The following is a 25,962-nucleotide window of genomic DNA, read 5'->3' on the forward strand; positions in this document are numbered from 1 at the left end:
CCCTCACGGGATGGCGGCAGGATCAACCCTTCTTGTGGACTGTCCAGTGTGGAATCTTCCCACCTACTCAATGCGGCGCTTGAGGCCACAGTGCCGGCTCATCTCGTCCTCGGCCTCCGGCGCGCTCGGTGCGTTGTGCAGAATCAGGCGACGCAAATGCTCCAGTGATTCCGCGCCGCGAATGCCCAGGAATTCCACTCCCACACCATCCGCATCCGCCCGGACGACCCGACCCGAGATCTCCACGCGAACGGCCTGGGGACCTTCACCCAGCACCAGACAGAGCTCGCAGTTCTCGCCCTGCTGGATCTGATCCAGGTGCGACACGCGGACGCCACGCAAACTGAGATCCTGCGTGCAGGCCCGGACTTCCAGTCTGTCGCCGCCGCTCAACAGAATGTCGATGCTCAGTGGCACCCGGGTGAATTCTCGTCGTTCGCTCATGTTCACCGCCGAATTCGATAGTAAACGGTCTTGCCCGTTTGGACCCGCTCCCATGCCTCGTCCAGGTTGAGCGTGGTTTCGGCCCCACCCAGAAACAGCACGCCCTCGGGCTTCATCACACTCCGTGCCCGTTTGAGGATCTGACGCTTCGTCTCCAGGTCGAAGTAGATGAGCACGTTGCGCAGGAAGAGGAAGTCAACGCCGCTCTGGACCGGCCAGGAGCCGGCCAGATTCAGCTCGTGGAACTGGATCATGTCGCGCAGCTCCTCCTTGATCTGCCACGAGGCGCCTTCCTTTCGGAAGTGCTTCACCAGCATGGGAGCCGGCAAACCCCGATTGACCTCCAACTGGCTGAAGAGTCCCTCCTTCGCCCGCCTCAGCATCTCGCGGGAAATGTCGCCGGCCAGCAGGTTGACCCGCCACCCGCTCCGCAGCTGGGGGAAGGAGTCGTTGATCAGCATGGCAAGGCTGTATGGCTCCTGGCCGCTCGAGCAGGCCGCGCACCAGATGGTCAGGTTGCGCGAGCCCTCGTTCCGCCGCATGGCCTGCGGCAGCAACTCCAACCTCATGGTCTCGAATGGGTGCAGATCGCGGAAGAAGCTGGTCTCATTGGTCGTCATGGCGTCCAGGACCTGGGCGTGGAGCGGACCATGGGCGGAGCTTCGCAGCTTGCGGGCCAGCTCGTCGACATTGTCGAAACCCTCCATCCGAGCCAGCGTGGAGAGGCGCATCTCGACCAGATACTCCTTGGACTCGTCCAGCACGATGGACGACCGCTCGCGGACCAGCTGCCGCAGGTAGTCGAACTCCACCCGATTCAGCGCCATGGCCCGGCCCCCGTGGTGGTCGACCTGTCCCGCCGCAGGCTTTGAAGCAGGTGGGGCGCCAACTGGTCCAAGGGCAGCACCTGGTCGGCCACGCCCGCATTGCTCACGGCGCCCGGCATGCCCCACACCACGCTGCTCTCCTCATCCTGCGCCAGGACCAGGCCTCCCCCCTCGCGGATGGCGCGGGCGCCGCGCAGCCCGTCCCGCCCCATCCCGGTCAGGACGACGGCCACCGCAGTGGCGGGGCAGGCCTGCGCCGCCGACTGGAAGAGCGTGTCGACGGCGGGGCGGCAGGAGTTGACTTGCGGCCCCTGATGCTCTTTCAGCAGCAACTGTCCGCTTTCGCGCGCCACTTCCATGTGCCAGTCGCCTTTGGCCACCCAGGCCTCGCCGGGCCGCAGGACGGCGCCGGCCTCGGCCTCGCGGACCTTGAGCTGGCTGTTCTGATCGAGCCGGTCAGCCAGCATGCGGGTGAAGAGGGGCGGCATGTGCTGCACGATGAGAACGGGGACGGGCAGGTTGCCGGGCAGGGCCGGTATGAAACGGGCCAGGGCGTTGGGTCCCCCCGTCGAGACGCCGACCACCACCAGCTCCGCGGGTCGCATCAAGTGACGGCCGCTCGGCTGAAAAGGGCGTCGTTCCGGATAGCGCTCCCGGTGCTGCATCAGTTGGGCCGAGGTGCCCGCACGCTGCAGGGGCGGTGGGCCGACCTGGGCGGGGCCTGAGGTGGATGGTGCTGTCATGTTGGAGCGAAGATCGCCTCTCGCTGGCTGATCCTGTCCGCGTTCCTCCCGGACGCGGACCAGGGCCCGTACTTTTGGCACAAGGTCCTGGCGCAGCCTTTCCATGCTTTCCATCAGACTGGTGGCGCCTGCCGGCTTGGTCAGGTAGTCGCTGGCCCCCAGGCTGAGCGCCTCGATCGTGGTGGCGGCCCCCCGACTGGTCAGGGTGGAGAACATGATGACGGGCAGGCGAGGGCGCCGGCGCCGGATCTCCACCAGAGTGGCCAAGCCATCCATTTCCGGCATCTCAACGTCCAGGGTCACCAGGTCGGGCGCCAGGGCATCCAGCTTCTCAAGGGCCAGCCGGCCGTTGGCGGCCTGTCCGGCCACGGCCAAACCCGGCTCTTCCTCGATGACGCGGGTCAGCAGTCGCCGCACCACCGACGAATCGTCAATGATGAAGATGCGGATGTCGCCCATCAGACCGGATCAATGCCAAGCAAGGCAAGCTTCTCAAGCAGGGCTTCACGGGAGAAGGGTTTCATGATGTACTCGTCGGCCCCGGCCTCCAGCGCTTCCATCACACTTTCGATCTGGTTGACGGAGGTCACCATCAGCAGTTTCAGCTCGTCCCGCGTGTAGGATTCCCGCGCAATCCGGATGAATTCGATGCCGTCCATGACCGGCATTTGCCAATCCACCAGGGCAAAATCGAAGGGGCCTTCGCGGGCCAGCGCCTCCATCGCCTCCCGGCCGTTGGCGGCTTGGGCGTGGGTCACGCCCAACTCGTCCAGCAGACGCGCCAGCAGCAAACGCATGGTGGACGAGTCGTCGATGATGAGGGCTTTCATCCAAGGTCCCGCAACTTGGCATCGGCACCATCCAGCTGCGTGAGGTTCTTCACGTCCAGCAGCAGGAGCAGCTGATTCTCCAGCTTGTGGGTGCCGGTGATCAGTTCACGCATGCGCCCTTCCAGGGTGTCGGGCGGCGCCTCCCATGTGCTCTCATCCACGCTGACCACGTCGCCCACCTCATCGACAAGCAGGCTATGGACCGTCTCGGCATCACGGATGACCACGTTCATGGGCGCCTTGGAATCGTCCCGATCCGGCATCTCCAGGCGCCGGCGCAGGTCGATGGCCGTCACGATCTGGCCTCGCAGATTGATCAGGCCGCTGACCACCCGGGGCGCCATGGGCACGGGTGTCATCGACTGGAAGCGGTTCACCTCCTGAACGATCTTGACATCCACGCCGAAGAAGAACCCATTGAGGTAGAAGGTGCAGACCTGTTGTTGCTCAGCCATGTCGCTACTCCAACTTCATCGTGACTTCCATCACGAAGCGATGCTTGCCGATTTCGAAGGGGATGACCATGACCGGGACATCTCCCTTGTGTCCGATGGTGTGCCCCGGCCCCACCACGATCGTGGGAATGGAGATGTTGAAGGTGATGTTCTCCTTGGAGAGCTCCGTCTTGGCGCCGCCGGCAACGATGTTGGCCAGTTCGCCCACCACATCCTGCACGTCGTTGGTGATGCGGTACACCTTCTCGCCCATCATCAGGCTGTAGAACTTCAGCGCCACGGGTGTTGGGAGACTAAGCGCCACTGAACCCGTCACGCACGGTCCGGCGAAGCCGATGATGGCGGAAATGTCGCCCTGCGTCTGGCCTTCGCGCTTGAAATAGGGGGTGCCACGCTCCGGGGTGATGCTCAGCATCGTTTCCAGGGCATTGACCAGGGCCATGACAAAGGGATTGATGTACTTGGCTTCCATGTTGGCTTCCCCTACTGCTGCATGATCAGTTTGACCTTCTCGCCAAGCACCTCCTTGGTGAATGGCTTGACGATGTAATCGTTGACGCCGGCGGCGAGGGCTTCCATCACTTCGTCGCGCGCACCCTCAGACGTGATCATGATGATGGGCAGACGGGCCGTGGCGGGCGCGTCCCGCAAGGTCTTGACCAGTGTCAGACCATCCATGGTGGGCATGTTCCAGTCAGTGAGCAGAAGAGTGACCCCGTCCATGGTTTGCAGCGCCTGTTGCCCATCTCCCGCCTCGACGATGTCGTCAAACCCAACAGCCCGGAGACTGTTGCAGATGATGCGACGCATGGTAGTGGAATCATCCACGACCAGGATTCTCATATCCTCCTCCCGCTTGAGTCCCGCTTCTTCTCCGCGCTCAGCCTACCTTGCGGGCCAGCAGCTCCAAATCGAGCATCTCGGTGATGCGATCATGCACCACCACGACGCCGGTCACGCCTTCCCGCGTGGCCTCCCGGCGCACGGCGATCTCCTCATGCGCGATGTCCTCGATGCCGTCCACCACCAGGCCGTAGCTGCTGGATCCATGTCGGTAGACGACCACCTGGAGCATGGCCGTGGCCTCCTGGCCATCTCCGCGGCGCTCCCGGCGTCGCTCCGGCAGATGGTCGGACGGACGCACGAGCGGCAGGATGCTGCCTCTGTATTGCACCACTTCCTGGGTCCCGGTGCGCTCGATGCGGTCCAAAGGCAGCTCCTCGAGGCGGTCGACCTGGTCCAGCCGCACGGCCATGTGGCTGTCACCGATCCTGAAGAGGAGCAGGGTCTCACGATCCTCGGCACCCTCCCGTTGGCTCTGCGACAGCTCGGCCAGGGCTTCGTGGCGGCTCTCGCTGATCACGTGACTCTGCTGGGCCAGGCCCAACACGTCCAGGATGAGGGCCACCGAGCCGTCCCCCATGATGGTGGCGCCGGCGAAGAGGCGGATATGCTTGAGGGCAGCCCACAAGGGCTTGACGACGATCTCCTCGGTGTCGGTGATTTCGTCGACGATCAAGCCGAATGGTCGGCCGTCGGCCTGCAGCACGACAATGTTGATACTGCTGTCGTCCGCCGCTCCGGGTTTCCCCAGCTGCGACCGGAGGTTGACCAGCGGCAGCAGGCGGCCGCGCAAACGGTAGACGGGGGCGCCGTGGATCTGTTCGATGCCCCTGCGCGCCTGTTCGCCTTCCAGGCGGACCAGCTCCAACAGGTTGACCTGTGGCACCGCGAAGCGCTCGTCGTCGATCTTGACGACAAGGGCTGGAATGATGGCCAGGGTCAGAGGGATCTTGATCTTGAGGATGGAGCCCTGCCCCCGCTCGCTGGTCATGTCCACCGTGCCGCCGATGCGGGTGATATTGGTCCGCACCACGTCCATGCCGACGCCGCGCCCGGAGACGTTGGAGACCTGCTTGGCCGTTGAAAAGCCCGGCATGAAGACGAGGTTGACCAAGTCGCGCTCGCTCATCTGGTCGGCCACCTCGGCACTCACCACATGGCGCTCCACCGCCTTGCGCCGGATGGATTCCGTGTCCAGCCCGGCACCATCGTCGCGGATCTCGATGTTCACCTGTCCGCCCTCGTGGAAGGCCCGCATGTGGATCACGCCCTCCACGGCCTTGCCGGCGGCCAGCCGATCCTCCGGACTTTCCACGCCATGATCGACCGAGTTGCGGACGATGTGGGTGAGGGGATCCTTGATCGCTTCCAGGATCGTCTTGTCCAGCTCGGTGTCCTTGCCTTCCGTCTCCAGACGGATCTGCTTGCCGCAGCCGTGGGCCAGGTCGCGCACGATGCGCGGGAACTTGCTCCACACATTGCCGATGGGCTGCATGCGGGTCTTCATCACCCCCTCCTGCAGCTCCGTCGTGATGATGTTGAGCCGTTGCAGGATGGGATTGAAGCCGGCATCGTCGATGCGGGTGGAGAACTGCAGCAACTGGTTGCGCACGAGAACCAGCTCTCCGGCCAGATTCATCAGGCGGTCCAGATGGTGGACGTCCACGCGCAATGTGCTGTCGGCCACACTGCCCTCGCGTGCCTTGCCCTCCTGCTGCCGGGCCAGGGCGGTGCGGATCGCCTCCGGTTCCACGGCGCCCTTCTCCACCAGAATCTCACCGACATGGCGCGGATCGCCCTGCGCCTGCTGTCTCAGTGCCTCGTCCAGCTGGTCCTCCCGCGCCACGCCCGTCTCCACCAGGATCTGGCCCATGGCCGGAGTGGGAGTGGGGGCCGGCGTCCCGCACTCCGCCGCCGGCTCTCTGGCGGACGTGGCGGCGGTCGTGTCCTGCGGCGGGGAAGGCGTGCCCAGGTGGGCGGCCAGGGCCTGGATGAGCGGGCCGTAGTCCGCCGTGCCTTCGCCCTGGGTGGCCTCGATGGACTTCAACATGACGCGCACCGCGTCGACCATGGCCAACAGGTCGGTGGTGACCGCCGGATCGAGCGCCTTCCTTCCATCCCGCAACAGGCTGAGGAGGTTCTCACCCGTGTGGGTGAGCCGCTCCAGCTTGCCCAGGCCGAAAAAGCCGCTGGTTCCCTTGATCGTATGGATGGTGCGGAAGATGTCGGCCAAGACCTCCTTGTTTCCCGGGTCCTCCTCCAGCACCACGAATTGCTGGTCCAAGCGGTCCAGGTTCTCGTAGCTTTCCACCAGGAACTCGCGAAGGATGTCTTCCATTCCGGCAAATGCGCTCATGTTTTCTCCCTAAGGATCGCCGCCACATGATCGGCCCTTGGATGGTTCAACTTGAGAAGAGTTGCCCCAGCCTGGAAGCGTTTTGGGCTCGCCAGGGAGAAACCTGCTTCGGGAGCGTGGTCAAAGGGCCTTTCCCGGCGCCGCAGGATGGTTCGGAAGCTAGCAGCAGTCGGACTTGGCCGCTTCGCGGTCTTCATCGCCCCACCCGACGCTCGCGTCGGGCCTGTCGGTCCCATTCGACGCAGATTTCTTGCGAGAAAAAGCCATTTCGCGACGCGAATTCTCCGCCGAATGGCCCTCGACATGGGCGCGAATCCCATCGAAGGTCCAAGCCCGACAGGCTGCCAGGGACCCTGCGGCTTCGGGGAGCATTGGCCGGGCATCCGGCACGGCCTGCCAACCGTCAGTGATCGACAGGTTCAGCTTTGGAGTGACTCATGTGGAAGACTGTCTTGCTCTTTATCCCGCTCGGACTGGTCCTCAGTTGCTGCGCCCAGGCCGGAGTCCGGGGCAACGGGCAGCGGGCCGTCCGCGCCCTTGATCTGGCCCCCTTCAACCATGTGGAGGCCGGATCCGTGCTCAAGCTGGTCATCCACGCCGGAGAGCCCGCCCGTGGTGAGATCAGCGGCGATGCCAATCTGGTCGAGCTGGTGCGCGTGAAGCAGAAGGGCGAACGGCTGACGTTTGAAGTGGAGAAGGAGGTGGACACCAAACTGCCCCTTCAAGTGGAGCTGTGGATTCCCGACCTTCGCTCGCTGGATCTCTCCGGCGCCAGCTCCTGTGAGGCGCTGGAGTTGGACCAGCCGAAACTTCGCCTGAACGCCAGCGGTGCCAGCCGGGTGGTGCTGGCAGGTCAGGTTGGCGTGCTGATGTGCGATCTGTCGGGTGCTTCCCGCCTGATCGCCCGCGCCTGCCAGGCCGCCCGGGCGGAGGTGGAACTGTCCGGCGCCTCCAAGGGGGAGATCAGCGTCCAGGAGGTCCTCAGCATGTCGTGTTCCGGGGCCTCCCATCTGGAATACTGGGGCAGGCCCACCCTGGACCGGATGGACACCTCCGGCGCGGCATCGATCAAATCCCACGACGTGGATTGATCGGACGGATGACCATGAGCAGAACCCGCAAACGGGCTCTGTTCATGGTCTGTTCAGGGGATCAGGCGCTTCGTCCGCGCCGGCTCTCGTTGGACCCGGCGACCCGGAAAAAGAAAGAGCCCGCATGGGGGCTCTGCTTGTTGGCTGTCCATGGAATCAGGCGCCCTGCACCCTCACCAGCTTGCGACCGGCCCGGGAATAAAACTCGACCACGCCGTCGCAGGTGGCATACAGTGTATCATCGGATCCGATGCCCACATTCTTGCCGGGGTGGAAATGCGTGCCCCGTTGCCGGACGATGATGTTGCCGTTGATGACGGCTTCGCCACCGAACTTCTTCACGCCCAGGTACTGGGGATTGGAGTCGCGCCCGTTGCGGGTTGAACTCTGGCCTTTCTTGTGCGCCATGCGTGGTCTCCTCGATTCCGGGCGATCAGGCGGTGATGCCGTTGACGGCGATCAGGGTGAAATTCTGACGGTGGCCCCGCTTGCAGCGGAATCCCTTGCGACGCTTCATCTTGAAGTTGATGACCTTGTTCGCCTTGCCGTGCTCCAGCACCGTGGCATCGATCGTGACGCCGTCCAGGGCCGGGCTGCCAAAGCGGCTCTTGTCGCCGTCGATGAGGGCCAGGACGCGGTCGACCACCACTTTGTCCCCCGCGGCGGCGGACAGCAGCGGCACGCGCAGCTGGGCGCCCTGGGTGAGCTGGAACTGGCGGCCGGCGATCTCCGCGATGGCATGCATGTGGCTTCCTCCGATCCGTTGCAAAGGCGGAAAACTTAGCGCCTCCCGCCGCAAGAGTCAAGGCTCGTCATCCACATCCAGTTGGCGGCGGAGTCCCAGCCCGGGTGAATCCTGTTCGAACTCCCGCGCCTCCGCCGCGTCCCACTCCTCCGCATCGTGGTTCGCACCCGGGGCGGCGTCGGTCTGGGCCCCGGTCATGCGCTGCGCGCCCACCCCGCGGGCGTAGTCCTGGGTCAGTTCCCGGCCCTGGCGGGGCGACACGCAACGGAATTCCGTTTCATCCAGCCGTTCGTCCACCTTCAGCCGGATCAGCATGAAGTGGCGCCACATCATGCGCCACAACAAGTTGCGCTTTCCCGCCGTGAGGTGGGCATGCAGAGGGGGCGCCACCAGGATGAGCAGGCGGCGCTCGCCTGTGGCCGCCTTGAAACGGCGCACCCAGCGGTCCAGCTCCGTGAGCAGGGTCTCGCGGGAGGGAACCAGGCCTGTTCCGCCACAGCGCCGGCAGGGCTGATGCAGAGTGTGGATGAGGGCCGGCCTGACCCGCTCCCGCGTCATCTCCATGAGGCCGAAGCGGGAGAGGGGGGCCACGTCGGTCTGGGCGCGGTCGTGTTTGAGGATCTGGCGCATCTCCTGCAGCAGGCGCAGGCGGTGCTCCTCCTCCTGCATGTCGATGAAGTCGATCACGACCAGTCCGCCCAAGTCGCGCAGGCGCAGCTGCCGCCCGATCTCGCGGGCCGCCTCGAGGTTGACGCGCAGGGCGTTGTCCTCCAACGTGCGTTTGCGGGCGAAGCGGCCGGAGTTGACGTCGATGGTCGTCATCGCCTCCGTCGACTCGATGATCAGGTAGCAGCCGCCCTTGACCCACACCCGCCGCTCGATGCTGCGCTCGATCTCCTCCTCGATCCCCATGGCGTCGAAGAGAGGTTCGCGGCCGGTGTAGAGGCGCACGTCCTCCGTGAGGGCGGGCAGCACCTCGGCCACGTAGGCCTTCAGCTCCTTCCACAGGCCGCGGTTGTCGCAGACCACCTCGTCCAGGTCCGCCGTGAAGAGGTCGCGCATGACGTGGGAGACCATCCCTGGTTCGCGATGGGCCATTTCGCCCGGCTGGGCCGTGCCCAGTCGGCGGCGGACCTCCTCCCAGTGCTGCATCAGCTCGCGCAGGTCGGCCTCGATCTGGGCCTGGCTGTGCCCCTCGGCCACGGTCCGCAGGATGAGTCCAAAGCCGTCGGGGCGGATCTCGCGCACCAGGGTCTTGAGACGTCGCCGTTCGGAGGTCGACTTGATCCGCCGACTGACTCCGGTCATGCTGTCGCCCAGCAGCAGGACGAGATAGCGGCCCGCCAGGCTGAGCTGCATGGTGAGGCGGGCGCCCTTGGTGCCGATGGGCTCCTTGACCACCTGGACGGGGAAGACCTGATCCACCTGCAGGCCGGCGCGCTGGGGCGCGGCGTCGGCCTCTCCGCGCCAGCGGTTGGGCGGAACGCAGTCCGAGTAGGGCAGGAAGCCGTCCGATTCCTGGCCGATGGCGACGAAGGCCGCCTGCATGCTGGGGGCCAACTTGACGACCCGGCCCATGAAGATGTGCCCTAGCAGGCGGTCGCGCTCGGCCCGCTCCACGTAGAAATCGGTGAGGCGCTCCTCCTCGAGGATGGCGACGCGGCTCTCCGCCGGCGAGCTGTTGATGACGATCTGGCGCTTCACGAGGAGGGCTTGTCCTCGTCGTCAAGCACCTCGAACTCCGCCTCTTCCGCCTTGCGGAATGGGGAGCCTCCGGCCGGCCCGGGGACGGATCGGCCGCGGGCGCCCCGCAGAAGCCGCCAGACACTCCAGGCGAGCAGGGCGTAGACAAGCAGTTTCAGCAGGCGCATGGGGCCTCAAATGCCGGGGTTGAAGTACATGGTGCCGCTCACGGGCCGGGCCAGGCGGTCGAGCAGGGCCTGGCGGTGGGCGGCGTTGTGCACGAAATCGATCTCGTTGGCGTTGACGATGAGAAGCGGAGTCCGCTGGTAGTTGAGGAAGAAGGCATTGTAGGCGTCGTTGAGCTGGCGGATGTAGTCCGTGCTCATCTCCCGCTCGTAGCTGCGGTTGCGGATCTGGATGTTCTTCAGCAGCCGCTCCACATTTGACTGCAGGTAGACGACGAGGTCCGGCCGGTGGATCTCCTGCTCCATGAACTCGATGATCTTCTCGTAGAGGACCAGTTCCCGCTCGTCCAGGTTGAGATAGGCGAAGATGCGGTCCTTGTCGAAGAGGTAGTCGCTGACCGTGATCTCCGCGAAGAGGCTCATCTGGCGGTGGCGCAGCAGCTGGTTGTAGCGGGCGAAGAGGAAGTTGAGCTGGACCTGGAAGGCGAAATGCCGCGGCTCGCGGTAGAAATCCTCCAGGAAGGGGTTCTTGTGCGGCTCCTCGAGGACCAGTTGGGCGCCCCACTCCTGGGCCAGGATCTGGCACAGGCTGGTCTTGCCCACGCCGATCACGCCCTCCACCGCCACCGACTTCAGCTGTTCCGGCACCATCCGGCATCCTCCATTTGCCGCGCCGAGGCGGGATCCTGCCCCACCAGGCGCCGCAGACTCTCGGCCAATCCGCCGCCCGCCCATCGCTCGGCCACGACCTCGTCCAGCTGAAGCAGGGGCGCCAGCACAAAGACGCGCTCCCGCAGGCCGGGGTGGGGCAGGGCCAGATCCGCCGCCCGCGCCTGGACGACGCCGTCCTCCACGGCCAGCAGCAGGTCCAGGTCCAGCTCGCGTTCCCGCCAGCGCGGCCGTGCCTGGCGGCCCAGCCCGCGTTCGATCTCTTTCAGCCGGCCCAGCAGGGCGCGTGGGCCCAGCGCCGAGGCCAGCCGAACCACCGCGTTGAGATAGTCCGGCTGTCCGGGCGGCCCCATGGGCTTGGTCGCCCACAAGCCGGAGGCGGCCAGCAGGCGCAGGGGACCACGATCCAGCTCGGCGCAGGCGCTGCGCAGCGTGTCGCGGACATCGCCCAGATTGGCGCCCAAGCCGATCCAGGCGATCACGCGCCGCCCCCGGCGGCAGGCCATCTCCACAAGGCGGGCGCGGGGCCGCCCGGTCCCCCCGCCCTACTCGCTCCCATGGGCGCCATCTCCCCCGGGCCCGGCCAGCCAGCGCGGATGGACCCGGTTGATCTCCACCTCCACATGCCCGAAGAAATTTGGAATGGGCGGGTGGGGCTTCCGGATGCAGAGCTGCAGGGCGTCCACCTGGGGAAACTGGCGGAAGATCTCGTCGGCCAGCCCCTCCACCAAGCATTCCAGCAGGTGGAAACGGCGGGTGGTGACCCACTGCGTCACGCTGGCGTGCAGGCTGTGGTAGTTGAGGGCGTCCTCCAGCGCGTCGCTGCGCCCCGCCGTGGAGCAGTCCAGGAAGGCCTGGACCGACAGCTGGAAGCGCTGGCCCAGGGTGGACTCCTCCGCCCGGTGGCCGTGATAGGCGTAGAACTGGATGCCTTCGATGCCCACCCGGTCGGAGTTGCGCCGGATGCGGGGAAAGACCTTGTGATGCATGGCGCGCAAGGTATCAAAGTCCACCTCGTCGCGGCGGGGCGGCGGCTCAGGAGCGGAAGATCACTTCCTCCCGCTGGAAGAGCTTGACCGCCACCCAGAGCGAAAGGGCGGCGTAGCCCAGGTTGATGAGGAAGACGAGGCCCATCAGCCCCAACTGGCTGTAGTCCTGCAGCAGCGCGTCCTTCATGAGGATGGTCACGTTGAAGACGGGCACGAAGGCGAGGCCGATGCTGAGCTTGAGGCCCGGGATCATGCTGGCCATGCTGGGAAAAATGACCAGCATCATGAGCGGCCCCAGGTAGCTCTGCGCCTCCTTCATGGAGCGGGCATAGAGGCAGACGGCGAGCAGCACGGCGGCGAAGGTGAGGGCCACCGGCAGCAGCAGCAGCAGGCCGAGGCCGAGGGCGGAGGGCTCCACGCTGAAGGGCAGGCCGCCCTCGATGAAGGAGTTGGCCGCCACCTTGAAGAAGACGTACTGGCCGCCCAGGGTGAAGACGGCGCTGCCCAGGGCCATCACCGAGGTGGCGACGTACTTGCCCAGCACGATGTCGAGCCGCGACACCGGATTGACGAGCAGGGTCTCGATGGTGGAGCGCTCCTTCTCCCCCGCCGTCAGGTCCATCGCCGGGTACATGGCGCCCTGGATGCACAGGATGAGGATGATGTAGGGCAGGAAGCGGGCCAGCATGTCGGCCGCCTGGCGTTTGGGCGGCGCCGTCTCCACATGCTCGACCAGCCAGGGCGTGCTCAGGTCGTGGCGCAGGCCCTGGCCGCGCAGCCAGCCCTCCAGCCGCCCGTTGCGCAGGTCAAGCAGGCGCTGCCGCAGCTCCGACCCGGCCATCTTCGCCTCGTCGTCGGTGGTGTCGTAATAGAGCCGCACGACGGGCGGCGGCCCCTCCTCGTCCGGCCGGGTCAGCCGCTCCAGGGCGCTCGCCAGGCCCGGTCCGAACTCCAGCACCACGCGCGTGTCCCCGCGGGCCAGCAGGCTGTCCACTGGCAGGTCGGGGTTGGCCACCTCGCGAAAGACGAAGCGCCCCTCCTGGCGTCGCAGCGAATCCAGCAGGCCGGCGTCCAGCCCGGCCCCGCGCACGGCCACGCCGGTCTCCAGGCCGCGCATGCGCTCCAGCGAATGGGTGGTCAGCCAGAACACGCCGGCCAGCAGCAGGGGAATGGTCAGAACGGGAATGACCACCATCGAGATGATCGTGCGCCGGTCCCGCAGCAGGTCGCGCAGTTCCTTGTCCGCCACGACTTTCACCACGCGCAGACTCATGCCTTGTCCTCCCCCCTGGCCCCAGTGGCGGCGTCCTCGTCATGCCGCTGCGGCGCGGCCTCCCTCTCCGGCGCCTCCCCGGTCAGGGCCGTCAACATGGCCCTGTGCCGGGCGGAAAGCCGCCCCAGGGTGGCCAGCAGGTAGGCCGGCCGCTCCTGCTTGGTGAACTCGGCCGGATCGCGCAGGAAGAGTCCGGCCACGGCGGCGGCGTCCAACTGGCTCCGCGGCCGCGCCGGCAGGACCAGGGTCTGCTCGCCCTGCGGCGCCCGGCGCAGGAGACCGCCCTCCGCCATCGTCTCCACCACGGCGTTGATGTCCGCCTCGGGCAGCCACAGCAGGCGCCCCAGGCGCTCCACCGTCAGCTCCGCGCCGTGCTCGAAGCTGTCCAGCACGGCGTCGCGCACGGCCAGGGCGACGATGTACTCGGGCAGCGGGCCGTCCTTGCGGCTCTTGCGGCGCAGGAGCAGGGCGCGACGGTTCTGCACGATGAAGGAGAGTTCGGCCCCGGTCAGGACGATCACCCAGGTCAGGTAGACCCAGATCATGAAGAGCGGCAGGGCGGCCAGCGATCCGTAGACCACGTTGTAGTTGTGGGCGCGCACGGTGTAGATGCCGAAGCCGATCTTGGCCAGTTCCCAGGCGCCGGCGGCGAAGGCGGCGCCCACCACGGCGGGCACGAGGCGCACGCGCGTGTTGGGCATGGCCCAGTAGAGGAAGAGGAAGCCGCCGAACTGCACGGCCATGGGCAGGAAATGGCCGCGCGCCTCGTTGACCCACTCCGGCAGCTCATGGAAGATCTTGACCACCGCCGCCTCGCCCGAGAGGAAGATGGAGACGCCGGCCACCACGGGGAGCAGGGTCATGAGCAGCCAGTAGCTGCTCAGGCGCTGCCGGATGCTGCGCGAGCGCCGCACCCGCCAGATGTTGTTGAGGTCCGTCTCCACCGTCGAGATGAGCGTGTAGACGCCCAGCCCCAGCGTGAGCACGCCGAAGACCCCCAGGGTGGAGAGGTCCAGCTCCGCCATCCGCATGATGAGGAACTGCGTGACGAGCTGGGAGCCGTCGGGGCTGAGGTACTCGGCGAGGATGGGCTGCAGTTGCTCCATCAGCCACTGGAAGCCGCCCACCTGCTTGAAGATGACCACGACCAGGCCCAGCAGGGGAATCATCGAGAGCAGGGTGGTGTAGGTGAGGGCGGCGGCCCGGGCGGCGGCGCCGCGCTGGAAGAACTCGCGCATCGTCTCGTAGAAGAGGAGGACGATGTCGCGGAAGAAGAAGACGGGATTCTGCTCCGACATGACCAGGCGGCCCAGCTGGCTGGCCGTGGCGGCCACGAAGCCGGCGTGCTCCCGGGCGGGATCAGGCTTGTCCGTCATGGCCCGTCACCTTGAGGAAAATGGAGTTGAGGTCCCGCGTGCCGTGGCGGGCGGTGATCTCGTCCAGCGTGCCGTCCTCCACGATGCGGCCCTTGTGGATGAAGGCCAGGTCGTGACAGAGGCGCTCCGCCTCGGGCAGGATGTGCGTCGAGAACAGGACGGTGCGGCCCTCCTCGGCGCAGCGGCGGATGAAGCCCACCACGCTGGCCGAGGCGATCACGTCGAGGCCGCTCGTCGGCTCGTCGAGCACGATCACCTCCGGCTCGTGCAGGGTGGCGCGGGCAATGCTGCATTTCTGCTTCTGCCCGGTGCTGCACTTGCCCACCCGCCGATGGAGGAACTCGTCCATGTCGAGCAACTGGGCCAGTTCCCGCGTGCGGCGGGCGATGCGCTCCTCGCTCATGCCCTGCAGGCGTCCGAAGTACTGCAGGGTCTCGGCCGGACTGAGGCGGTCGTAGAGACCGGTCGCCCCGGTGAGAAAGCCCAGCCGTGCCCGCACGGCGTCCGGCTCGCGGGCGGTGTCGTGGCCGGCCACCTCGATCAGGCCCTCGTCCGGCGAGAGCAGGGTGGCGATGGCGCGCAGGGTGGTGGTCTTGCCCGCCCCATTGGGACCCAGCAGGCCGAACACCCGCCCGGGCATGGCCCGCAGGTCGATGCCGTCCACCGCCAGGACGCGCTTGTCGCCCCGGCCGAAACTCTTGCGTAGGCCCTCGATGCGAATCATGCTTGCCTCGTCTGACCTGTCCACTGCCGTGCCCGACCAAGGATGACACCGATGAGGCGTCCATTGCTCCCTTAGGACCGGACAGCCGGCGGGCAACCTGACCGGCTCCATCCGCGCCGCCCCATGCAACCGCGACCGTGCGGTCCAGGCCCCTTCCACCCGGCGCGGGCCTCAGGGAAAGAGCTTGCGCCCCCACTGGGGATCGTAGTACTCGCCACTCTTGGTGGAGTGGACCAGTTCGAAAGTACCGAATCCCTGCAGGTCGATGAAGATGAACTCCACGCCACCCTCGATCCGGTTGTAGAGCCACAGTTCGAAGTCGCGATGGCCGCTGCCCGCCTGGCTGTCCCGGCTGCCCAGCTGGTAGCCGAAGCGGGCGTTGAGCAGGCTGAAGTCGGTCTCGACGGCGTCGGGCGGCCCGTAGCGGACAAAGATGCGGGCGCGGTCGCCCAGTTCGCTGCCGCGTCCGCCCTGGGGCCAGCGCCGCTTCGCCTCCTCCAGGCGGGCGGCCAGACGCAGGCGCTCCTCGTTGACCAGGGTGTTACCGTCCGGATCCCGCCCCCGCCAGAAGTCGCGCAGGAAGGCGCGCCGGCCTTCCAGGTCCTGGCGCTCCCAGGCCTCCTGCTCGTAGTGGCTGGCCAGGAGGCGGGCCAGCTCCCATTGGCGGTTCAACTCCTTCGGCTCGGCGCGGCTGAAGTCGTCGCCCTCCGGTTCCGGCGCCGGCGCCTCCACCGCCGGATTGTGCATCCAGAAGGATTTGCGCAATCGGCCCAGGCTGTGCTCCCCATCGAGCAGTTCGGCCTCCAGATGGTAGGCCCCGCTGGGCAGGTGGCCCACGGACAGGGCAAGGGCGAGCAGGCCTTCGTCATCGGGGGACCGCGGCCAGGAGGCCAGCGGCCGGGGCAGGCGGCTCTCCAGGCGGTTGCCGCGCTCCCCGAGCAGGGCCAGGCCCAGCAGGAGCGAATCCGCCCCGGGGCGGGCGCCCACCTGGATAAGGGCGTGCAGGGTGTCCAACCCCGAGCCGAAGAGGGCGTCGGCATAGGGCAGGAAGCGCCAGCCGCCCCGGCGGAAGGGACCCTCCTCCGCGACATGGGGGGCGGCCACGCCCAGGACCAGGCCGCCCAGGAGGGCCGTGCTGTCCGCCGCGGCCAGGCGCAGGGTCTTCTCCACGGCCGGCCCGCCCGCCAGGTCGGCCACGGCCACGCGCAGGCGTCCGCCGCCGGGCGGAGCGGCCAGGCTCACCTGGTCGGGCAGCTTCTCGGTGCGGCCCACCTCCTCGCCGGCGCCTCTCCAGTCCGTGCGCGTCCAGCTTGTGTCCAGCGCGATGCGGCCGCCTTGCTCCAACACGGCTCGGACGCGCCAGGCGGCCTCGCCGCCATCATCCCGTGCCGTCCATTGCAGGCTGGCGCGCTCCAGCATCAGGTTGATCTCAAGGAGCGGGGGCGATCCCAGGCACCAGAAGGCGTCCAGGGAGCAGACGGGCTGCGCCCCCAGGCGGCCGGCGCCCGCCAGCAGCAGGACCAGGACGACGACGGCCGGGCCCGTCATTCTTCTAAGCGCCTTCATGGAACTGCACGCTGACGATGGAACTGACCCCCTCCTCGGCCATGGTGACCCCGTAGAGCTGGTCGGCGTAGCCCATCGTCTTCTTGTTGTGGGTGATGATGATGAACTGGGTCATGCCGCTGAACTCCTGGATGAGGGTGTTGAAGCGGGCGATGTTGGCGTCGTCCAGCGGGGCGTCCACCTCGTCGAGGATGCAGAAGGGACTGGGCTTGACCATGTAGATGGCGAAGAGGAGGGCGATGGCCGTCAAGGTCTTTTCCCCGCCGCTCATCAACATCAGGTTCTGGATGCGCTTGCCGCTGGGCGTGGCGCTGATCTGGATCTCCGCCTCCAGCGGGTCCTCCCCTTCCAGGGCCAGGTCGGCCCGGCCGTCGGTGAAGAGCTTGCGGAAAAGGTACTCGAAGTTGGCGCGAATGCTGGAGAAGGTCTCCTCGAAGAGTTCGCGGGCCACCCGGTTGATGCGGCCGATCGTCTCCTTGAGCATGGCCTCCGCCTCCAGCAGGTCGTTCAGCTGGGCGCGCAGGAAGCCGGCGCGCCGGCTCTCCTCCTCGAACTCCTCGATGGCGAGGAGATTGACCGGACCCAGCCGGCGCAGGGCGTCCTTCAGCTCCACCACGCGGCGGCGCGCCTCCTCCCGCCGCGCCTCGTCCGCCGCCTCGTCGTCGCCGGCGGGCGCTTCCTCCAGGCTTCCCGGCGCCGGCGGCTCCAGGACCAGCTCATGCTCGGCCTGGATGCGCTCCACCAGCGCGGCGATGCGCGCCTCGAGACCGCGCGCCTCCAGCTCGGCCTGGTGGCCCTCGTCCTTCAGGCCGTCCCGCCGGGAACGCAGGGCATCCTCCCCCTCGCGCAGCTCCCGCTGCCGGCCGCGCAGCTCCGCCTGCCGGGCGCGTCGCTCCTCCTGGCGGGCCTCCTCCTCCTCGCGGGCCAGGGCGGCGGCGATCTGCAGCCTCTCCAGCTCCCCCAGCCGCTCGCCCAGGCGCGTGCGCCGCTCCTCGCCCTCGCTTCGCTCGCCGGCGGCGCGCGCCAGCCGCACGCCGCCCTCGGCCAGGAAGCGGCGCAAGTCCTCCCGCTCGCGGCGGTGGGCCTCCAATTGGAGAAGCCCGCCGGCGGCGGCCATCTGCGCCGCGCCGCGCTCCTCCACCAGGATGCGGGTGCGCGCCGCCTGCTCATCGAGCAGGGTGGCCAGGCGCAGATTCTCGCCCTCCGCCTCGTCCCGCCCGGCCTGCAGGTCGTCCAGCTGCCGGCGGAGGGAACGCTCGCGGGTCTCCAGCTCCCGCACCTGTCCGGCCAGGGTGGTCAGACTGCGCCGGGCACCCTCGGCGTCCCGACCGGCCCGCTCCTCTTCCAGGGCGAGTCGTTCGCGCTCCCGTTCCAGGTCGCGCAACTCCCCGGCCGCGGCCTGAACGGCGGCCTCGGCCCCCTCCAGGGCCAGGCGCCGCTGCTGGAGAAGCTCCTCGCGCGCCGCCACGAGGGATTCCTGCTCCGTGCGCCTTGCCGCCAGGGCCGCCCCATCCTCCTGCATGTGCTCCACCTGGTAGCGCAGGCCCAGATGGCCGCCGCCGCCACGGCCGTGGCGGCTGAGGAAGGGCGGGCGCCGGCTCTCGCCATCGGGCAGGACGAAAAGGCCGGCGGCGCTCTCCCAGGGGGCGACCCCGGCGTCATCGACCAACCAGCAGCCGGCCAGCAGGTGCTCCAGGAGCGGACGAACCCGCCCGTCGCAGCGCAGCACCCCAAGCAGGGGACGGCACCCGGCGGGCGCGGACTCCGCCCGTTCCGCCACCGGAGGCAGACGGTCCAGCCGGGCCAGGGTGCAGCCGCCCTTGCCCGCCCGGCGCAGCACCTGGGCGGCGGCATGGGCCGCGGCCCCGTCCTCGACCAGGATCCAGCCCGCCGCCTCGCCCAGGGCGCTTTCCAGGGCAGGAAGGTGCTCGGCTTCGGCGTGCACGAGGTTGCCCAGCATGTCGGGCACGCCGGGCAGTCCGGCCTCGAGGACGGCCCGGGCGCCACCCGGCACGCCCTCGAAGCGGGAGAGGAGCTGTTCCAGCAACTGGCGGCGGCCTTCGAGGGCGCGCTCCTCGGAGCGCAGCTCCTGCAGCTGCGCCCGCGCCTCCTGCAGGCCCTCCCGCGCCGCCTCCACCTCCTCGCCCGCCTGGCGCCGACTCTCCTCGCGCTCACGCTTGCCGGCCTGGGCCTTGGCCAGACGCCCCTCCACCTCTTGACGCAGTCCGGCCCGCTTCGTCCGCTCCTCGCCCAGCTGGGCCTGGTCGGCCTCCAGGTCGGCGCACCGCCGGCGGTGACCCTCCAGGCCCGCCGCCGCCGCCGCCTGCTCGCTGCCCAGGTTCGACTGCTTGCCCAGGAGATCCAGCACCCGCGCCCGCGCCAGCTCCAGTTGACCGCGCAGATTGTCCAGGCGGCTCTCCGCCTGGCCGGCCAGGGAGGCGGCCTTCTCCAGGGCGGCATCCAGTTCCGCCTGGCGGGCGCCCGCCTCCTCGACCTGGCGGGCCAGCAGGGACTCGCGACCGCGGCTCTCGCGCAGGCGGGGCTCCAGTTCGGCCGCCTCGCGCTCCAGGCGGGCCTGGTCGCGCTCCAGCGCCTTCAACCGCTCCCGCGCCACCAGCGCCTCGTCCTCCAGGCGGCGGCAATCCTCCCAGCGCTGTCGCAGGACGAGATCCCCTTCGGCCACCGCCTCCTCGGCGCGCAGCAGCTCGTTGGCCTGCGAACTGAGCAGACTCCCCTGCCGGGCCAGCTCCGCCTCCAGGCGCGCGGTGGCCAGCCCCCCCTCCTCCAGCCGTCGGCGCAGGGGCGCCAGACGGGCGCTCCAGCGCAGCAGATCCTCGCGGGCCAGGGACAGCTCCGTCTCGCGCAGTTCGCGGCTCAGGTCGCGATGGCGCTCGGTGCGGCCAACCTGGCGCTTGAGGGCCGCCACTTGGCGCTCCGCCTCCGCCACCACGTCCTCCAGCCGCAGCATGTGCTGGCGGGTCTCCTCCAGCTTGCGCAGGGCGGCGCGGCGGCGGTGCTTGTACTTGGTGATGCCCGCCGCCTCCTCGAAGAGCTGGCGGCGCTCCTCCGGCCGGTCGGAAAGCAGGTCCTCCACCATCTTCAGCTCGATGACGGAGTAGGAGCCGGCGCCCATTCCCGTGTCCATGAAGAGGTCGTTGATGTCCTTCAGTCGGCAGGGCTGACGGTTCATCAGGTACTCGGACTCCCCCGAGCGGTAGAGGCGGCGGGTGAGGACGATCTCGCCGTACTCCACGGGCAGGATGCCGCGGCTGTTCTCGATGGTGAGGCTGACCTCGGCCATGCCCAGCGGCCGTCGCTGAAGGGATCCGGCAAAAATGACGCTCTCCATCCGGTCGCTGCGCAGCGTGGCGCTGCGCTGCTCGCCCAGCACCCAGCGCACGGCGTCGAGGATGTTGGTCTTGCCGCAGCCGTTGGGACCCACCACGCAGGTCACGCCGCTGGACAGCTCCAGCACGGTGCGTTGGGCGAAAGATTTGAAGCCGTAGAGGTCAAGCCGGGACAGGTACATGGATCATCCTTGGCTGGCGGGCGCTCCGGCCCGCATCATGGCCGCTCCTCGTCCCGGCGGGCGGCCCGCGGCGCCCCGTCCCCCTCGCTCCGCCGCCGGCGCTCCACCAGCCGGCCCCCCAGGATGGACAACTCGTAGAGCACGTACAAGGGGCCGGACATCAGCACCAGCGACAAGGGGTCCTGCATGGGAAGCAGGGCCACGGCGACGAGGATGCCCACCACGGCGTGGCGTCGCCAGCGGGACAGCTGGGCCGTGGCCAGCACGCCCAGCCGCACCAGCAGCATGAGGACGAGGGGCAGTTGGAAGGCCAGCCCCAGCCCCAGCATGATCTGGGCCGTGAAGCTGAGATAGCTGCCCAGGGACCAGAGGTTGCCGATGGAGGGCGTGGCGAAGGCAAGGAGGAACTCGGTGGCCAGGCCCATGATATGCCAGCCGAAGACCGCCCCCATCAGGAAGAGGAGCGAGGCGGCCAGGGTGATGGGCAGGACCAGCCTCTTCTCGCTGGCATGCAGGCCCGGCGCCACGAAGGTCCAGAGTTGCCAGAAGACCACCGGGCTGCCCAGCAGCAGGCCGCCGAAGAGGGCCAGCTTGATGCGCACCAGGAAGCCCTCCGTCGGCGTCAGGAGGGCAAGGGTGCCGGCCGTGGGGCCGATCCTGGCCGCCGCCCGGGCATAGGGCATGACCAGCAGGTCCTGCAAGTAGGCGGCGAAGGCGAAGCAGAGGGCCATCCCCGCCAGCACGGCCACGGCAGAACGCAGGATCACGCCGCGCAGGGCATCGAGGTGGTCCCAGAAGCTCATCTCAAGAGGGCTGCCCGCCCCCCCTTCGCCCGCCGCCCGGCTCATAGGGTGTGCAGCGTCTCGACGGCGCCGGCCAGGGAGCGGAAGACGACCCCCCCGTCCGCGCTGCCCAGGGTGGCGGCGGCGGCGCGCTCGGGATGGGGCATCATGCCCAGCACATTTCCCTGGCCGCCCAGGATGCCGGCGATGTTCTGCAGGCTGCCGTTGGGGTTGGCCTCGGCCGTGGCGCGGCCTTCGGCGTCGCAGTAGCGGAAAAGGATGCGGCGCTCCTCCTCAAGCTGGTCCAGCTCCTGGGGCGAGCAGACGTAGCGGCCGCCATGATGGGCGATGGGCAGCTTGAGGACGGTCTGGCGGTCCAGGGCCAGCGTGAAGGGCGTGTCCCGGCGCTCCACCTTGAGATGGACGTCCCGGCAGAGGAAGCGCAGGCCCGTGTTCGTCATGAGGGCGCCGGGGAGCAAGCCGGACTCGCACAGGATCTGGAAGCCGTTGCAGATGCCCAGCACCAGCCCGCCCCGCCTTACGTGGGCCTGCACGTCCTGCATGACGGGGCTGACCGCCGCGATGGCGCCGGTGCGCAGGTAGTCGCCGTAGGAGAAGCCGCCCGGCAGGACGATGAGATCCAGCCCGTCCTCGATGCGATCCTTGTGCCACAGCATGCGGCAGTGGGCGCCCAGCAGTTCCAGGGCCCAGCGGGTGTCGGCGTCGCAGTTGGAACCCGGGAAGACGACGATGCCGGCCTTCACGCGCCGGCCTCCCCCGCCGGCGGATCGGGCAGGGTCAGGTAGGTGGCCGTCCACGACTCGGTGTTGGGGTTGACCAACAGGCGCCGGCAGATCTGCTCCACTTCGCGCTCCACCTCCCCCTGGTCGGCGCCGTGGAAATCAAGGGTGACGAACTTGCCCACGCGGCAGGCGTGGGCGGCCGCGAAGCCCAGGCTGGCCAGGGCGTGGAGGACGGTCTGGCCCTGGGGATCCAGGATGGAGGCCTTGGGCATGATGCGGATGTGGGCTTGAATCACAACGACTCCAGGTTTCGGCCAGCCGGACGGGCGGCGGCCGGGACTGTCAGAAGTGGGTCTTGTCCGTCCACTCCTCCTCGTCCGCCTCGTCCTCGTCCAGCGTCGGGGCCGGATCCTGGCGCAGGTGGCGGATGATCGAGTAGGCCAGGTAGAATGCGGCGGCGGGGAAGAGCGCCTTGGCCTGCAGGAACATGACGCTGCCCAGGATGGCCACCAGCAGCAGGAGGCGGGTCAGGTTGCGGCTGCCCTGGCGGAGGCTGAAGTAGGGCATCCCCTCGAAGCGCACGCGGCTGACCATGAGGAAGGAGGCGAGCAGGGTGAGGGGCAGCAGGCCCTGGCTCCAGACCTCGTCGAAGAGGTCGAGGCAGAAGAGGACATAGGAGGCGATGAGGCCGGCCGCCGCGGGAATGGGCAGGCCGGCGAAAAGGGCGCTCTTCTTCTCCTCCACCGAGGTCTCCACGTTGAAGCGGGCCAGGCGGTAGCAGCCGAAGGTGAGCGGCATGGCGGAGATGAGGAAGCCGGCCAGGGCGAAGAGGGGGCCGCGCTCGCCCCAGGCGGAGAAGTGCAGGGTATAAAGCAGGACCGAGGGCGCCAGGCCGAAGGAGACGGCGTCGGAGAGGCTGTCCAGCTCCTTGCCGAACTGGCTCTGGTGCCCGATGGCCCGCGCCAGCTTGCCGTCCATGGCGTCCAGCATGGCGGCGATGAGGATGAACCAGGCCGCCTGGGCCGGCCCGCCGCCCAGGCCCTGGGACCAGCGGATGAGGCTGGCCACGGCGGCGAAGCCGAACACCACGTTGAGGAAGGTGATGAGGTTGGGCAGACGCGCCAGTTGGCTCATGTCCATTCTCCCAGGATGCTTTCGCCGGCCTTCACGCGCTGGCCGGTCCTCAGGTCCACCCGCACGGCGGCGGGCAGGAAGTGGTCCATGCGCGAGCCCAGCTTGATGATGCCGTAGCGCTGGCCGCGCTCCAGCCGCTGTCCGGGCTCCACGCTGCAGACGACGCGACGCGCCAGGAAGCCGGCGATCTGCCGCTGGGCCGTGCGGCGCCCCGCCTCGTCCTCGATCACGAGCAGGCAGGCCTCGTTCAGCTCGGACGACTTCTCGTGGAAGGCCATCAGGTACTTGCCCGGGCGGTAGTCCACGGCCGCCACCCGCCCCGCCGCCGCCACCCGGTTGACGTGCACGTCGAGGGGACTCATGAAGATGCTGACCTGGGTGCCGGGGCCGCCCAGCTCGGGGATGTGCTCGCGCCGCAGCACCTGGATCACCCGGCCGTCCGCGCCGGCCAGGAGCGCCCCGGGCGGGGCCGTCGCCCGCCGCTCTGGGTCGCGGTAGAACCACATGAGAAAGAGGGCGGCGAGGAAGACAAGCAGGCCGGGCACATGCATCAGGGCCCGCGGAAAGCAGTGCAGGAAGGCCATGCCCAAATCGCCCAGCACGAGCAGGAGGACGCTCAGGGTGAGCAGGCGCAAAATGGGTGGATGTCCGGCGGAGTGGATGATCATCAGCCCAGCACCTTCTCCAGCACGTCCCGGTAGGCGGCCTCGGCGCCGGCCAGTCCGGAGCGCATGCAGTCCGAGTCGTACTTGCGGCGCGTGCGGCGGTCCCACAGGCGGCAGGTGTCCGGGCTGATCTCGTCGCCCAGGAGCAGGCCCCCCTGGGTGCGCCCGAACTCCAGCTCCACGTCCACCAGCAGGATGTCGCGGCGGTCGAAGAAACTGCGCAGCACGGCGTTGATCTTTGTCGCCAGGCGGTCCACGCAGCGCAGCTCCTCCTCGCTGGCCAGGTGGAAGGCCTGGCAGTGGCTTGGGTTGACGGGCACCGCCTCCTGGCCGGGACGCTTGTAGAACAGCTCGAGGATGGGCACGTCCAGCACCTGGCCCTCCGGCACGCCGAAGCGGGCGGTAAGGTCGGCGGCGGCGATGCTGCGCACCAGGACAGTCAAGGGCAGCATCTCCAGGCGGCGCACTTTCATCCGGTTCTCGCCCGTCATGCCCAGGAAGTGGTGGCCGATGTTGTAGCTCTCCAGGTAGCGGAAGACCGCCTCGGAGAAGCGGGCACAGAGGGCGCCCTTGCCCTTGAAGGGCGCCTTGAGACGCCCGTCGGGCAGCACGGCCTGATCGAGGAATTCGATCTCCAGGGTGCCGGGGCCGTCCTCGTGGAGTCGCTTCGTCCGATGTGTCACGCCGCTCTTGCCCACGCCGCCTCCCGTCCTTGGCTCCTTGCGCCGTGCGGACATGGCCGCTTCGCTGTCTTCATCGCCCCTGCCGGCCTGGATCCTCCGCCGCTTGCCCGTCCATGCCGCCGGGACGCGCCGCGAAATCTCGGACAACCGGTCCCGCCATGGGCACGCGCGCCTTCGGCGCGGATCCCGGCAAAGGCCCAAGCCCGACAGGCTGCTAACGTCCCTGCCGCGCGCCGGGCGCGTTCCCCGTCGGCGGGGCCTTCCCCGTCTGCGGGGCCTGGCCCGCCCGCATGGCGATGGTCAACACCTTGCCCTCGCGAAAGACCTCGAGCAGGACCCGGTCGCCCACCTTCACGTCGGTGTCCGCGATGATCTCCTTGATGCTCGCCGTCGTCTTGACAAGACGGCCGTTCAGCTTGATCAGGATGTCGTGCACTTGCACGCCGGCCTGCGAGGCCGGACTGCTGTCGGCCAGCTCCACGACCAGCACGCCGCCCTGGCCGCGATAGCCCAGGGCCTGGGCCATCTTGCGGTTGAGGTCGCGGATCCAGATGCCGGTCCAGATGTTGCGGTCCACGAAACCGTGGTCCTGCAGGTCGCCGATGATGGCCTTGACCCGGTTGACGGGAATGGCGAATCCCAGGCCCACGCTGCCGCCGCTGCGGCTGTAGATCATCGTGTTCATGCCGATGGCCTGCCCCAGCGCGTTGACCAGCGGTCCCCCCGAGTTGCCGGGGTTGATCGCGGCGTCCGTCTGCAGCATGCCGATGTAGACGCGCTCGTCGTTCTGGGCGCCGAAATCGCGGTCGGTGGCGCTCACCACGCCCACCGTCACGCTGGGGCTGGCGCTGGAGAAGAGACCGTAGGGATTGCCCACGGCGATGGCCCACTCCCCGATCAGCACCTCGTCGGAATCCCCCAGGGCCAGGACGGGATAGCCCTCGCCGTCCAGGTCGAGCAGGGCGATGTCCGAGTTGTAGTCCGCCCCCACCAGCCTGGCATTGACCTCGCGCCCGTCGGGCAGGGTGACGACGATCTTGCTGGCGCGGTGCACGACGTGCTCGTTGGTGACGCAGAGGCCGTCGGCGCTGATGATGAAGCCGGATCCCAGGTTCTGCACCGGGTGCTCGATGACGCGGTCGGGGAAGAACTGGCCCCAGAAGGGGTCGCGGCTGAAGGGGCTGCGCTCGATGTAGCGCTCCACCTGCACCACGTTGATGCCCACCACCGCCGGCTCGGCCGCGGCCACCGCCCGCGTGATGGCCGTGTGGCGCGTTCGTGTGACTCCGTCCTGGACCAGGGCCGTGACCGCGTCCCCGCCCTCCTGGCCGGCCGCTTCGAAAGCGCCGGGTGTCTGGGCCCGCATGGGCGTGAGGGCGCGCAGCAGGACCAGCCCCAGCACCATGCCCAGGGCCAGCCAGACGCCCTCCACCAACCGCTGCACGGCCTTCCTCATGGCTGCCTGTCCTCCTTGGGCGCCGGCCTGCTCAGAGCTTGTGAATCAATTGCGACCCCCGATCCTGCTCCTCGATCGCGTGGTGGATCGCAGCAGCCACATCACGACGTTGCGTCCCTTATGTGATCACCTGGTGCTCCTCTTGCGTCATGGTCCAGGCAGACGTGTGCC

At 68.3% G+C, this 25,962-nt stretch carries 28 protein-coding genes; 1 reads left to right on the forward strand and 27 read right to left on the reverse strand.

All coding sequences use genetic code 11. The features are described 5' to 3' along the window. Positions 1–63: 63 nt before the first annotated feature. From Q8O14_07130 to Q8O14_07165, 8 genes are read right to left on the reverse strand one after another with little or no spacing between them, the layout of a single operon-like run. Positions 64–444, reverse strand: coding sequence for a PilZ domain-containing protein (locus tag Q8O14_07130; protein MDP2360508.1), 381 nt, complete (start codon positions 442–444; stop codon positions 64–66). A gap of 2 nt (positions 445–446) precedes the next feature. Then, on the reverse strand, positions 447–1,271 hold the full coding sequence (locus tag Q8O14_07135; GenBank protein ID MDP2360509.1) for a protein-glutamate O-methyltransferase CheR: 825 nt from the start codon (positions 1,269–1,271) through the stop codon (positions 447–449). Next, complete coding sequence (locus Q8O14_07140; protein MDP2360510.1) at positions 1,262–2,473, reverse strand: chemotaxis response regulator protein-glutamate methylesterase; 1,212 nt, start codon at positions 2,471–2,473, stop codon at positions 1,262–1,264. Before Q8O14_07140 ends, Q8O14_07135 begins: the two co-directional genes overlap by 10 nt. Beyond that, positions 2,473–2,844, reverse strand: coding sequence for a response regulator (locus Q8O14_07145; protein ID MDP2360511.1), 372 nt, complete (start codon positions 2,842–2,844; stop codon positions 2,473–2,475). The genes Q8O14_07140 and Q8O14_07145 overlap by 1 nt, the downstream gene beginning before the upstream one ends. Beyond that, complete coding sequence (locus Q8O14_07150; GenBank protein MDP2360512.1) at positions 2,841–3,299, reverse strand: chemotaxis protein CheW; 459 nt, start codon at positions 3,297–3,299, stop codon at positions 2,841–2,843. Before Q8O14_07150 ends, Q8O14_07145 begins: the two co-directional genes overlap by 4 nt. Positions 3,300–3,303: 4 nt before the next feature. After that, positions 3,304–3,771, reverse strand: coding sequence for a chemotaxis protein CheX (locus tag Q8O14_07155; protein ID MDP2360513.1), 468 nt, complete (start codon positions 3,769–3,771; stop codon positions 3,304–3,306). Positions 3,772–3,782: 11 nt separating this feature from the next. After that, on the reverse strand, positions 3,783–4,142 hold the full coding sequence (locus tag Q8O14_07160; protein ID MDP2360514.1) for a response regulator: 360 nt from the start codon (positions 4,140–4,142) through the stop codon (positions 3,783–3,785). 37 nt (positions 4,143–4,179) lie between these two features. Continuing rightward, positions 4,180–6,498, reverse strand: a complete 2,319-nt coding sequence (locus Q8O14_07165) for a chemotaxis protein CheW (protein ID MDP2360515.1) — start codon at positions 6,496–6,498, stop codon at positions 4,180–4,182. A 437-nt stretch (positions 6,499–6,935) separates the two neighbouring features. Here Q8O14_07165 and Q8O14_07170 point away from each other — a divergent pair, with 437 nt between their 5' ends. Further along, entirely contained in the window at positions 6,936–7,589 is a 654-nt protein-coding gene (locus Q8O14_07170) for a DUF2807 domain-containing protein (GenBank protein ID MDP2360516.1), read from the forward strand. 156 nt (positions 7,590–7,745) lie between these two features. On the opposite strand, the gene rpmA is transcribed toward Q8O14_07170, so the two are convergent. The 19 genes from rpmA to Q8O14_07265 all read right to left on the reverse strand — a co-directional run bounded on the left by rpmA (position 7,746) and on the right by Q8O14_07265 (position 25,791). Further along, positions 7,746–7,997, reverse strand: coding sequence for a 50S ribosomal protein L27 (gene rpmA, locus Q8O14_07175; GenBank protein MDP2360517.1), 252 nt, complete (start codon positions 7,995–7,997; stop codon positions 7,746–7,748). A 25-nt stretch (positions 7,998–8,022) separates the two neighbouring features. Next, entirely contained in the window at positions 8,023–8,334 is a 312-nt protein-coding gene (gene rplU, locus Q8O14_07180) for a 50S ribosomal protein L21 (protein ID MDP2360518.1), read from the reverse strand. 57 nt (positions 8,335–8,391) lie between these two features. Beyond that, positions 8,392–10,038, reverse strand: a complete 1,647-nt coding sequence (locus tag Q8O14_07185) for an Rne/Rng family ribonuclease (GenBank protein MDP2360519.1) — start codon at positions 10,036–10,038, stop codon at positions 8,392–8,394. After that, on the reverse strand, positions 10,035–10,205 hold the full coding sequence (locus Q8O14_07190; GenBank protein MDP2360520.1) for a hypothetical protein: 171 nt from the start codon (positions 10,203–10,205) through the stop codon (positions 10,035–10,037). The genes Q8O14_07185 and Q8O14_07190 overlap by 4 nt, the downstream gene beginning before the upstream one ends. Positions 10,206–10,211: 6 nt before the next feature. Beyond that, positions 10,212–10,853: a deoxynucleoside kinase gene (locus Q8O14_07195; protein MDP2360521.1), complete on the reverse strand. Its 642-nt coding sequence runs from the start codon at positions 10,851–10,853 to the stop codon at positions 10,212–10,214. After that, on the reverse strand, positions 10,835–11,353 hold the full coding sequence (gene folK / locus Q8O14_07200; GenBank protein MDP2360522.1) for a 2-amino-4-hydroxy-6-hydroxymethyldihydropteridine diphosphokinase: 519 nt from the start codon (positions 11,351–11,353) through the stop codon (positions 10,835–10,837). The genes Q8O14_07195 and folK overlap by 19 nt, the downstream gene beginning before the upstream one ends. 63 nt (positions 11,354–11,416) lie before the next feature. Continuing rightward, positions 11,417–11,860, reverse strand: coding sequence for a dihydroneopterin aldolase (gene folB, locus Q8O14_07205; GenBank protein MDP2360523.1), 444 nt, complete (start codon positions 11,858–11,860; stop codon positions 11,417–11,419). Positions 11,861–11,906: 46 nt separating this feature from the next. Continuing rightward, positions 11,907–13,133 carry an ABC transporter permease gene (locus tag Q8O14_07210; GenBank protein MDP2360524.1) on the reverse strand — a complete coding sequence of 409 codons (1,227 nt, stop codon included), beginning with the start codon at positions 13,131–13,133 and terminating at the stop codon, positions 11,907–11,909. Next, the gene (locus tag Q8O14_07215) at positions 13,130–14,509 is read right to left on the reverse strand and encodes a YihY/virulence factor BrkB family protein (GenBank protein MDP2360525.1); all 1,380 of its coding nucleotides are present in this window, start codon (positions 14,507–14,509) and stop codon (positions 13,130–13,132) included. The genes Q8O14_07210 and Q8O14_07215 overlap by 4 nt, the downstream gene beginning before the upstream one ends. Then, positions 14,493–15,233 (reverse strand): ATP-binding cassette domain-containing protein, encoded by a 741-nt coding sequence (locus Q8O14_07220; protein MDP2360526.1) that lies wholly within the window; start codon positions 15,231–15,233, stop codon positions 14,493–14,495. Before Q8O14_07220 ends, Q8O14_07215 begins: the two co-directional genes overlap by 17 nt. A 171-nt stretch (positions 15,234–15,404) precedes the next feature. Beyond that, positions 15,405–16,781 (reverse strand): GWxTD domain-containing protein, encoded by a 1,377-nt coding sequence (locus tag Q8O14_07225; GenBank protein MDP2360527.1) that lies wholly within the window; start codon positions 16,779–16,781, stop codon positions 15,405–15,407. Between the two features lie 4 nt (positions 16,782–16,785). Beyond that, on the reverse strand, positions 16,786–20,328 hold the full coding sequence (smc, locus tag Q8O14_07230) for a chromosome segregation protein SMC (protein MDP2360528.1): 3,543 nt from the start codon (positions 20,326–20,328) through the stop codon (positions 16,786–16,788). Positions 20,329–20,363: 35 nt separating this feature from the next. Then, entirely contained in the window at positions 20,364–21,131 is a 768-nt protein-coding gene (gene tatC, locus Q8O14_07235; protein ID MDP2360529.1) for a twin-arginine translocase subunit TatC, read from the reverse strand. A gap of 41 nt (positions 21,132–21,172) precedes the next feature. Continuing rightward, entirely contained in the window at positions 21,173–21,874 is a 702-nt protein-coding gene (gene purQ / locus Q8O14_07240; protein ID MDP2360530.1) for a phosphoribosylformylglycinamidine synthase subunit PurQ, read from the reverse strand. After that, positions 21,871–22,149, reverse strand: a complete 279-nt coding sequence (purS, locus tag Q8O14_07245; GenBank protein ID MDP2360531.1) for a phosphoribosylformylglycinamidine synthase subunit PurS — start codon at positions 22,147–22,149, stop codon at positions 21,871–21,873. Before purS ends, purQ begins: the two co-directional genes overlap by 4 nt. Positions 22,150–22,195: 46 nt before the next feature. Then, the gene (gene pssA, locus Q8O14_07250) at positions 22,196–22,987 is read right to left on the reverse strand and encodes a CDP-diacylglycerol--serine O-phosphatidyltransferase (GenBank protein ID MDP2360532.1); all 792 of its coding nucleotides are present in this window, start codon (positions 22,985–22,987) and stop codon (positions 22,196–22,198) included. Continuing rightward, a complete protein-coding gene (locus Q8O14_07255; GenBank protein MDP2360533.1) occupies positions 22,984–23,655 on the reverse strand; it encodes a phosphatidylserine decarboxylase in 672 nt (223 codons plus the stop codon). The genes pssA and Q8O14_07255 overlap by 4 nt, the downstream gene beginning before the upstream one ends. Continuing rightward, positions 23,655–24,389, reverse strand: a complete 735-nt coding sequence (locus Q8O14_07260) for a phosphoribosylaminoimidazolesuccinocarboxamide synthase (GenBank protein MDP2360534.1) — start codon at positions 24,387–24,389, stop codon at positions 23,655–23,657. Before Q8O14_07260 ends, Q8O14_07255 begins: the two co-directional genes overlap by 1 nt. A gap of 160 nt (positions 24,390–24,549) precedes the next feature. Beyond that, a complete protein-coding gene (locus tag Q8O14_07265) occupies positions 24,550–25,791 on the reverse strand; it encodes a trypsin-like peptidase domain-containing protein (GenBank protein MDP2360535.1) in 1,242 nt (413 codons plus the stop codon). Positions 25,792–25,962 lie beyond the last annotated feature (171 nt).

It is taken from the genome of bacterium, from assembly GCA_030685015.1.
Lineage (GTDB): Bacteria > CAIWAD01 > CAIWAD01 > CAIWAD01 > CAIWAD01 > CAIWAD01.

Excerpts from the sequence above, each read along its gene's own strand:
- Q8O14_07135 (MDP2360509.1), bottom strand. The coding sequence starts at position 1,271 with ATGGCGCTGAATCGGGTGGAGTTCGACTACCTGCGGCAGCTGGTCCGC.
- rplU (MDP2360518.1), bottom strand. The coding sequence starts at position 8,334 with ATGCATGCCATCGCGGAGATCGCCGGCCGCCAGTTCCAGCTCACCCAG.
- Q8O14_07260 (MDP2360534.1), bottom strand. The coding sequence starts at position 24,389 with ATGTCCGCACGGCGCAAGGAGCCAAGGACGGGAGGCGGCGTGGGCAAG.
- Q8O14_07130 (MDP2360508.1), bottom strand. The coding sequence starts at position 444 with ATGAGCGAACGACGAGAATTCACCCGGGTGCCACTGAGCATCGACATT.
- Q8O14_07220 (MDP2360526.1), bottom strand. The coding sequence starts at position 15,233 with ATGATTCGCATCGAGGGCCTACGCAAGAGTTTCGGCCGGGGCGACAAG.
- tatC (MDP2360529.1), bottom strand. The coding sequence starts at position 21,131 with ATGAGCTTCTGGGACCACCTCGATGCCCTGCGCGGCGTGATCCTGCGT.
- folB (MDP2360523.1), bottom strand. The coding sequence starts at position 11,860 with ATGCATCACAAGGTCTTTCCCCGCATCCGGCGCAACTCCGACCGGGTG.
- smc (MDP2360528.1), bottom strand. The coding sequence starts at position 20,328 with ATGTACCTGTCCCGGCTTGACCTCTACGGCTTCAAATCTTTCGCCCAA.
- Q8O14_07195 (MDP2360521.1), bottom strand. The coding sequence starts at position 10,853 with ATGGTGCCGGAACAGCTGAAGTCGGTGGCGGTGGAGGGCGTGATCGGC.
- Q8O14_07255 (MDP2360533.1), bottom strand. The coding sequence starts at position 23,655 with ATGATCATCCACTCCGCCGGACATCCACCCATTTTGCGCCTGCTCACC.
- Q8O14_07190 (MDP2360520.1), bottom strand. The coding sequence starts at position 10,205 with ATGCGCCTGCTGAAACTGCTTGTCTACGCCCTGCTCGCCTGGAGTGTC.
- Q8O14_07210 (MDP2360524.1), bottom strand. The coding sequence starts at position 13,133 with ATGAGTCTGCGCGTGGTGAAAGTCGTGGCGGACAAGGAACTGCGCGAC.
- Q8O14_07165 (MDP2360515.1), bottom strand. The coding sequence starts at position 6,498 with ATGAGCGCATTTGCCGGAATGGAAGACATCCTTCGCGAGTTCCTGGTG.
- Q8O14_07225 (MDP2360527.1), bottom strand. The coding sequence starts at position 16,781 with ATGACGGGCCCGGCCGTCGTCGTCCTGGTCCTGCTGCTGGCGGGCGCC.
- Q8O14_07265 (MDP2360535.1), bottom strand. The coding sequence starts at position 25,791 with ATGAGGAAGGCCGTGCAGCGGTTGGTGGAGGGCGTCTGGCTGGCCCTG.
- Q8O14_07145 (MDP2360511.1), bottom strand. The coding sequence starts at position 2,844 with ATGAAAGCCCTCATCATCGACGACTCGTCCACCATGCGTTTGCTGCTG.
- Q8O14_07150 (MDP2360512.1), bottom strand. The coding sequence starts at position 3,299 with ATGGCTGAGCAACAACAGGTCTGCACCTTCTACCTCAATGGGTTCTTC.
- Q8O14_07170 (MDP2360516.1), top strand. The coding sequence starts at position 6,936 with ATGTGGAAGACTGTCTTGCTCTTTATCCCGCTCGGACTGGTCCTCAGT.
- rpmA (MDP2360517.1), bottom strand. The coding sequence starts at position 7,997 with ATGGCGCACAAGAAAGGCCAGAGTTCAACCCGCAACGGGCGCGACTCC.
- Q8O14_07215 (MDP2360525.1), bottom strand. The coding sequence starts at position 14,509 with ATGACGGACAAGCCTGATCCCGCCCGGGAGCACGCCGGCTTCGTGGCC.
- Q8O14_07140 (MDP2360510.1), bottom strand. The coding sequence starts at position 2,473 with ATGGGCGACATCCGCATCTTCATCATTGACGATTCGTCGGTGGTGCGG.
- pssA (MDP2360532.1), bottom strand. The coding sequence starts at position 22,987 with ATGAGCCAACTGGCGCGTCTGCCCAACCTCATCACCTTCCTCAACGTG.
- Q8O14_07155 (MDP2360513.1), bottom strand. The coding sequence starts at position 3,771 with ATGGAAGCCAAGTACATCAATCCCTTTGTCATGGCCCTGGTCAATGCC.
- Q8O14_07160 (MDP2360514.1), bottom strand. The coding sequence starts at position 4,142 with ATGAGAATCCTGGTCGTGGATGATTCCACTACCATGCGTCGCATCATC.